General features: G+C 69.2%; 8 protein-coding genes and 2 pseudogenes. 6 read left to right on the forward strand and 4 right to left on the reverse strand.

What is annotated here, in order from left to right; genetic code table 11:
• Positions 1-147: 147 nt before the first annotated feature.
• On the reverse strand, positions 148-930 hold the full coding sequence (locus tag ACWCPM_RS16745; protein ID WP_450976911.1) for a hypothetical protein: 783 nt from the start codon (positions 928-930) through the stop codon (positions 148-150).
• A 150-nt stretch (positions 931-1,080) separates the two neighbouring features.
• Between ACWCPM_RS16745 and ACWCPM_RS16750 the strand changes: the two genes are divergently transcribed.
• The 3 genes from ACWCPM_RS16750 (at position 1,081) to ACWCPM_RS16760 (ending at position 3,582) form a co-directional block, all read left to right on the forward strand.
• Entirely contained in the window at positions 1,081-1,878 is a 798-nt protein-coding gene (locus tag ACWCPM_RS16750; RefSeq protein ID WP_450976912.1) for an ABC transporter ATP-binding protein, read from the forward strand.
• Between the two features lie 107 nt (positions 1,879-1,985).
• Positions 1,986-2,417, forward strand: a complete 432-nt coding sequence (locus tag ACWCPM_RS16755; protein WP_450976913.1) for an NfeD family protein — start codon at positions 1,986-1,988, stop codon at positions 2,415-2,417.
• Positions 2,418-2,622: 205 nt separating this feature from the next.
• Complete coding sequence (locus tag ACWCPM_RS16760; RefSeq protein ID WP_450976914.1) at positions 2,623-3,582, forward strand: SPFH domain-containing protein; 960 nt, start codon at positions 2,623-2,625, stop codon at positions 3,580-3,582.
• Positions 3,583-3,637: 55 nt separating this feature from the next.
• On the opposite strand, the gene ACWCPM_RS16765 is transcribed toward ACWCPM_RS16760, so the two are convergent.
• The 3 genes from ACWCPM_RS16765 to ACWCPM_RS16775 form a co-directional block, all read right to left on the reverse strand.
• On the reverse strand, positions 3,638-4,144 hold the full coding sequence (locus tag ACWCPM_RS16765; protein ID WP_450976915.1) for an HNH endonuclease: 507 nt from the start codon (positions 4,142-4,144) through the stop codon (positions 3,638-3,640).
• A 186-nt stretch (positions 4,145-4,330) separates the two neighbouring features.
• On the reverse strand, positions 4,331-4,870 hold the full coding sequence (locus tag ACWCPM_RS16770; protein WP_450976916.1) for a YbhB/YbcL family Raf kinase inhibitor-like protein: 540 nt from the start codon (positions 4,868-4,870) through the stop codon (positions 4,331-4,333).
• 40 nt (positions 4,871-4,910) lie between these two features.
• A complete protein-coding gene (locus ACWCPM_RS16775; protein WP_450976917.1) occupies positions 4,911-5,693 on the reverse strand; it encodes a sporulation protein in 783 nt (260 codons plus the stop codon).
• Between the two features lie 141 nt (positions 5,694-5,834).
• On the opposite strand from ACWCPM_RS16775, the pseudogene ACWCPM_RS16780 reads away from it, so the two are divergent.
• The 3 genes and pseudogenes from ACWCPM_RS16780 to ACWCPM_RS16790 form a co-directional block, all read left to right on the forward strand.
• A pseudogene (locus tag ACWCPM_RS16780) lies at positions 5,835-6,092 on the forward strand (DNA-3-methyladenine glycosylase); the annotation flags it as partial.
• A 14-nt stretch (positions 6,093-6,106) separates the two neighbouring features.
• On the forward strand, positions 6,107-6,718 hold the full coding sequence (locus ACWCPM_RS16785; protein ID WP_450976918.1) for a DNA-3-methyladenine glycosylase: 612 nt from the start codon (positions 6,107-6,109) through the stop codon (positions 6,716-6,718).
• Positions 6,719-6,736: 18 nt separating this feature from the next.
• Positions 6,737-6,997, forward strand: a pseudogene (locus ACWCPM_RS16790) (DNA-3-methyladenine glycosylase); the annotation flags it as partial.
• Positions 6,998-7,422 lie beyond the last annotated feature (425 nt).

Here is a 7,422-nt window from a genome sequence, read left to right on the forward strand (position 1 = left end):
CGCCGCGCTTTCCGCGACGCCGGTTGACCATGCCCGGTCGCCGCGCCCTTCCCGGCGGTGGTCGGCGCGCCCTCGGTAGCCGTGTCCTCCCCGACGGCGGTCGCCGCGCCCCCGGTCGCCGCGGGTGACGCCGCCGTTCGCCCCGCCTCAGCCTCGCTCGCGCTCCTCCACCACCGCGTTGTACGCCGCGACCTGCGCTCGCCGGGCCGTCCGCTCCACCGGGCGCAGTACCTCCGCCCGTGCCGCCATCTCCGAGGCGCTCACCGCACCGCCGTGCCCGTTCTCGTACGCGACGGAGACCAGCACCCCGATCCGCTGGGCCAGCTCCAGCACCCGCACCGCCCGTCCCGGATAGCCCGGCGCGAGCACCTCCCGCCCCCGCTCGGCCCGTGCCCGGTACGCGTCGATCGCCGCCTCGGCCACCGGCCCCGACGCGGCGACGTCCAGCCGCGTCAGCACCGCGGTCGCCTCCCGGAGCGCCTCGGCCAGCTCCCGCTCGGCCTCACCGAGCGAGGGCACGTCGGCCGGCGGCGCCTCCCGCACCGGCAGGCAGTGCCACACCACCTCGACATGGACGTCTCCGTCGGGCCCGGCCTCGCGCACCTCCGGGACCAGCCCCAGCGCACCCCCGTGGCAGACCACCGCCTCCTCGGCCTCCAGCGCCCGCGCGTTGAACTCCGGCGGTCCGCTCAGCCCCAGCGGATGCCCAGGCGCCGGCAGCGCGACCCGCAGGCCGGTCACCCCGAGAGCCCGTAGCCGCCCCAGCGCGAGCGTGAGCCCGACGGGCGCCGACTCACCAGGGAGCCCCTCCACCCGGTGCACGGCGTCCTCGCCGACGATCGCGAGCACGGCGTCGTCCGGCGAGACAAGTCCGGCGAGAAGGGCATTTCCCCAAGCGGCGAGGCGTCCACAGCGCGGTTCCAAGAGCATGCTCTCACCCTAAGTACCGGGCCGAGGGAATGGACCGGCCGACCGGTGGCGTAGATTTCCTTGAAGGCTCGCCCACCGGCGTGGCGGACCGAGCCACAGGCGTAAGCGACAGCCGAGACCGGCGAAACTGCAAGGGGAGACAACGCGCTCATGAGCGATGTTCTGGAGCTTCAGGACGTATCCGTGGTCCGTGAGGGCCGGGCTCTCGTGGACCAGGTCTCCTGGTCGGTGAAGGAGGGGGAGCGCTGGGTCATCCTCGGCCCCAACGGCGCCGGCAAGACCACCCTCCTCAATGTCGCGTCCAGCTACCTCTACCCCAGCAAGGGCATCGCCACCATCCTCGGCGAGACCCTCGGCACCCCCGGCACCGACGTCTTCGAGCTGCGCCCCCGCATCGGCATCGCCGGCATCGCCATGGCCGACAAGCTCCCCAAGCGCCAGACGGTACTGGAGACCGTGCTGACCGCCGCGTACGGCATGACGGCGGGCTGGCAGGAGGAGTACGAGGAGATCGACGAGCAGCGCGCCCGCGCCTTCCTCGACCGCCTCGGCATGTCCGACTACCTGGACCGCAGGTTCGGCACCCTCTCCGAGGGCGAGCGCAAGCGCACCCTGATCGCCCGCGCGCTGATGACCGACCCCGAGCTGCTCCTGCTCGACGAGCCCGCCGCCGGCCTGGACCTCGGCGGCCGCGAGGACCTCGTGCGACGCCTCGGCCGCCTCGCCCGCGACCCGATCGCCCCCTCGATGATCATGGTCACCCACCATGTCGAGGAGATCGCCCCCGGCTTCACCCATGTGCTCATGATCCGCCAGGGCAAGGTGCTCGCCGCGGGACCGCTGGAGCTCGAACTCACCTCCCGCAACCTCTCCCTCTGCTTCGGCCTCCCGCTCGTCGTCGAGCAGGTCGGCGACCGCTGGACCGCGCAGGGCCTGCCGATGGCCTGAGCCTGAGCCGAGAAGTACCCGTACCACCCGCGAGGTCGAGGACAAGGAGCCCGCGCGAACCGGATCGCGCCCTGTCCGCGCACGTCCCGCGGTCCTACGATGACCGTGTGGAAATCGACGCGTGGGTGTGGTGGTTGATCGCGGCGGCCGGGCTCGGCATCGGGCTCGTCATCACCGTGATGCCCGAACTCGGCATGCTCGGAGTGGGAGCCGTCGCGGCCGCGGCGACCACCGGCATCTTCGGCGGTGACGCCGTCTACCAGGTCGTGGTCTTCACCGTCGTCTCCACCGCCCTCATCGCGGTGGTACGCCCCATCGCCAACCGGCACCGCGCCCAGCGCCCCCGACTCGCCACCGGGGTCGACGCCTTGAAGGGCAGACAGGCCGTCGTACTGGAACGCGTCGACGGATCCGGGGGCCGCATCAAACTGGCCGGAGAGGTCTGGTCGGCCCGCGCACTCGACACCACCCACGCCTTCGAAGTGGGCCAGCAGGTCGACGTCGTGGACATCGAAGGAGCCACGGCGATCGTCATGTGACCCCGCCCGCCCCCGAGTCGGGCCGCCGGCCGGCCCCCACGGCCTCAACGAGGGCCCCAAGGTGGCCGAACACCGCACCTGCCGTGCGACGTTCTGTCAGACTCGACCAGCAAGATCTTCAACAACCATAAGATCTGCACCAGTAGGATCCGCGGAACGCGGATCCACCGAACGCGCCGAGGCGGAGAAGGGTACGGGGAGCGACGTGGAACCGGTCATCATCGTCCTGATCATTCTGGTGGTGTTGGTCTTCATCGCCCTGATCAAGACGATCCAGGTCATCCCACAGGCCAGCGCCGCCATCGTCGAGCGCTTCGGCCGCTACACACGGACGCTGAACGCGGGCCTCAACATCGTCGTCCCGTTCATAGACACCATCCGCAACCGCATCGACCTGCGCGAACAGGTCGTCCCGTTTCCGCCCCAACCGGTGATCACCCAGGACAACCTGGTCGTCAACATCGACACGGTCATCTACTACCAGGTCACCGACGCCAGGGCCGCGACCTACGAAGTCGCCAGCTACATCCAGGCCATCGAGCAACTGACGGTCACCACCCTGCGCAACATCATCGGTGGCATGGACCTGGAGCGCACCCTCACCTCCCGCGAGGAGATCAACGCGGCCCTGCGCGGCGTCCTCGACGAGGCCACCGGCAAGTGGGGCATCCGCGTCAACCGCGTCGAGCTCAAGGCGATCGAACCGCCCACCTCCATCCAGGACTCGATGGAGAAGCAGATGCGCGCCGACCGCGACAAGCGCGCCGCGATCCTCCAGGCCGAAGGTGTCCGGCAGTCCGAGATCCTGCGCGCCGAGGGTGAGAAGCAGTCCCAGATCCTGCGCGCCGAAGGTGAGGCCAAGGCCGCCGCCCTGCGCGCCGAGGGCGAGGCCCAGGCCGTCCGCACCGTCTTCGAGGCCATCCACGCCGGCGACCCGGACCAGAAACTCCTCAGCTACCAGTACCTCCAGATGCTGCCGAAGATCGCCGAGGGCAACGCCAACAAGCTCTGGATCGTCCCCAGCGAGATCGGCGACGCCCTCAAGGGCCTGTCCGGCGCCATGGGCAACTTCGGCGCGGGCCTGGGCGGTTCGGGCAACGGCGGCGGTTCGGGCAACGCCACGGGCCCGGGTCCGGACCGCCGGGAGAAGCCGTCGATCGACTGACGGCGCCGGAAGGGCGCGGGCCGACCCCGCGCCCCCGCCGGCAGCGAGTGGTGCACTAGGCCGCGGCGGACGCCAGCCACTCGGGCAACGCCTCGTAGTCGTCGGGCGCGAGAGTCAGAAGCATCGCGTTCGCCGGCGTCGGCTCGAACGGATCGCGGAGCAGCGGCATCCCCGCCTCCTGCGGCGTCCGGTTCGCCTTCCGGTGGTTGTCCTCCGCACACGAGGCCACCGTGTTCAACCAGGTGTCCTGACCCCCCTGGGACCTCGGCTGCACGTGGTCCACGGTCGTCGCACGACGACCGCAGTACGCGCATCTGTGCCGGTCCCGCACCAGCACACCCCGCCGCGACCACGGAGCCTGTCTTCGGAACGGCACCCGTACATATCTGCACAACCTGATGACCCGGGGCGCCGGTATGTCGACGGCGGCTCCACGCATCCGCAGTTCGGGGTGGGCCTGCTCGACGACGGCCTTGTCCTGGAGCACCAGAACGACGGCGCGGTTCAACGTCACCGTCGACAGCGGCTCGAAGCTCGCGTTCAGTACCAGCGTGTCCCGCATACCAGCCCACCTCCTGTGTGCACCGGCCCACCGCATGGCGGGCTGGGATCAACTCTGGCCGTGCACGGCGAGATGGACAACGCAATATCCGCTGCGCCCACGAGGTGTGAACCCGTGGCCCCTGGCCACAAAAATGCCCGCCTCCGATCACTTCAGAACCAGAGGCGGGCGAACGTTCGGTGAATGTCAGGCTTCGGCGGGCACCTCGTACTCACCGATCAGCTGGGCGCGGCCCAGCGTGTGGAACCGCAGATTGAACCCCACGACCGCCGGGCTGGCGTCCGCGTCGGGACCGAGCCTGTCCTGGTCCACCGCGTACACAGTGAACACGTACCGGTGCGGCCCGTCCCCGGGCGGCGGCGCGGCACCGCCGAAGTCCTTCGTGCCGTAGTCGTTGCGCGCGTGCACGGCACCCTCCGGCAGGCCCTCGAACTTGCCGCTGCCCGCGCCGGCCGGCAACTCCGTCACCGAGACCGGGATGTCGAACAGGACCCAGTGCCAGAACCCGCTCCCGGTGGGAGCGTCCGGGTCGTAGCAGGTCACGGCGAAACTCCTGGTCTCGGCCGGGAAGCCCGCCCACCGCAGCTGCGGTGAGATGTTGCCGGCCGCGTGGACCTGAGCGTCCTTGAGGGCCGCACCCTCCAGCACGTCCTCGCTCGTGACCGTGAACTCCGGCACGGGCGGATGGAAGTCGTGGGGGAGCGGCCGCCTCTTGAGCTCGGTCACCTCGGTACCTCCTGATCGGATGGTTCAGTGGGCTCCGAGCCTAGAACCAGTTGCGCTTGCTGCCGACCTCGGACAGCCACTGGTTGAGATAGGCCACCCAGTCGGTGCCCTGGTAGTCGTGCAGGCCGACCTGGAAGGAGCGGAACGTGTCGCTGCCCTCGCTGAACAGACCCGGCTTCTTGTCCATCTCCAGCACGACGTCCATCGCCTGCGCGTCGGCCACGAAGCTCAACTCGACCTGGTTCAGCCCTCGGTACTGCTGCGGCGGCAGGAACTCGATCTCCTGGTAGAACGGCAGCTTCTGCCGCGTGCCCCGGATGTGCCCACGCTCCATGTCCGCGTTCTTGAAGCGGAAGCCCAGCTGGATGAAGGCGTCCAGGATCGCCTTCTGCGCCGGCAGCGGGTGCACGTTGATCGGGTCCAGGTCCCCGGAGTCCACGGCGCGCGCGATCGCCAGCTCGGTGGTCACGCCGATGTGCATCCCGCGCAGCGCCTGACCGTCGATCGTCGTGATCGGCGTCTCCCACGGGATGTCCAGCCCGAACGGCACCGCGTGCACGGCGTTCGCCTGAAGCTCGAAGGCACCGCCGAGGCGCACCTTCGTGAACTCGATGTCCTGCTTGTACTCGGTGTCCTGGCCCTCGACCTCGACCTTGGCCTGCAGCCCCACGGAGAGCGCCTCGATCTGCTGGTTCACCGACCCGCCCTGGATGCGCACCTCGCCCTGGACGACACCGCCCGGAACGACGTTGACCTCGGTCAGTACGGTCTCGACCGAGGCCCCACCGGCCCCCAGACTCGCGAGCAGCTTCTTGAACGCCATATCGCTCTCTCCCTCGTTCACTACGTCTCTGATCACTACAAACGCCATCCGGCCGCAGCCGGTTCCGGGACCCACCCTGGCAAGACGAACGCCCGGTGACCACCCCGCCCGCTCCCACCGTCTCCGTTACCCTCGGACGGCGTGATCGCGACCTCCGACCGTACGCCCCTGCCCCGAATGTTCGTCGACCGGCCCGTACCGCAGGCAGCCCCCGACCTCCTCGGCCGCGTCCTCGTACGCAAGACGCGGGACGGCCCGGTCGCGCTGCGCCTGGCAGAGGTGAAGGCCTACAACGGCCCGAACGACTTCGGCTCCCGTGCCTCCCTGGGCCGCACCCCCCGCAACGACGTGATGTTCGGTCCGCCCGGACATGTGTACGTGTACTTCACCTACGGCATGTCAAGGCAGACAGCATGAACGTCGACCTCCTCGCCCATCCTGCTGAAGACGTCGCCCCCAAACTCCTCGGGAGTGTCCTCACCTGCAAGACCCCCGAGGGAACCGTGAGCATCGCCATCACGGAGACCGAGGCGTACTCCGGTACGGCTGACCCGGCTTCCCATGCCTACCGAGGCCGGACTCCCCGTAACGCCGTCATGTTCGGACCCGCGGGACACCTGTACGTCTACCGTTCCCACGGTCTGCACTGGTGCGCCAACGTCGTCACCGGGACCGACGGCATCGCCTCGGCCGTCCTCATCCGGGCAGGCAGGGTCATCGAGGGGGAAGACCTGGCACACGAGCGACGAGGGGAGAAGGTCGAGAGCCCACGCCTCGCCCGAGGTCCGGGGAACTTCTGCCAGGCACTCGGCATCACGGCGGAGCACAACGGCGCAGACCTCCTGACAGGTACCTCGGTCATGTTGTCCGAGGGTGAGCCCGTACCTGCCGCGATCATCCAGGTCGGCCCTCGCGTGGGCGTGAGCAAGGCCCACGACTGGCAACACCGCTTCTACCTCGCCGGTGATCCGACGGTCTCGGCGTACCGACTGAGCCCGAGAGCCAATCCGTCCGCCGGAGCCTGAGCCGCCGTAGCCGCACCGGCACGGGTGCGTCGATTCTTGGCCCGGAACGACAAGGAACTGGCCAAAGGACCGGCTCGTCCGGCCACGGCACCGGAGGTGGACCGCGCCTTGGACTGCACCGACGCCTGTGCTTCGGGCGCCACGTCCCTGCGCCTGCTGACCGGCTACCTGGTCACTGACCAGGTACTCAACGGCCCGCGCACCGGGGCGGCCGGCGACGGCGGCGACGTCCACCGCCGGCGCTTCCGGATCGCCGACGATCCGACGGTCGGCCCGTAGCGGGCCCCTGTACCGAGGCGCCGCCCAAGTTGACGCGCCCTCGCAAGGTGCGTAATGTAGCCCGAGCCGCTGAACCGGGTACTGCGTTCGTCAGCAGCCGGAGCGGCCAACCCACTACTTAACGAGCACCCTCAGCGGGGTCCCTTCCGGCGTATCCGCATGCCTGAATTCGAAACCGCGACCCCCGATTATGAATCGGGCGGGGGAATCGGTTAACGTAGTGAATGTCGAAAGGCCGCGAGGCCGAAAGACAAACCCCGCTGACTGGGGATCAGGCCGAAAAAGATCTGATAAAGTCGGAACCGCCGGAAAGGAAAGTGCGGAAGCGCGGACCTGGAAAGCACCGAGGAAATCGGGTCGAGAAAAGATCTGATAGAGTCGGAAACGCAAGACCGAAGGGAAGCGCCCGGAGGAAAGCCGCGAGA

The organism is Streptomyces sp. NPDC002309 (assembly GCF_053593375.1).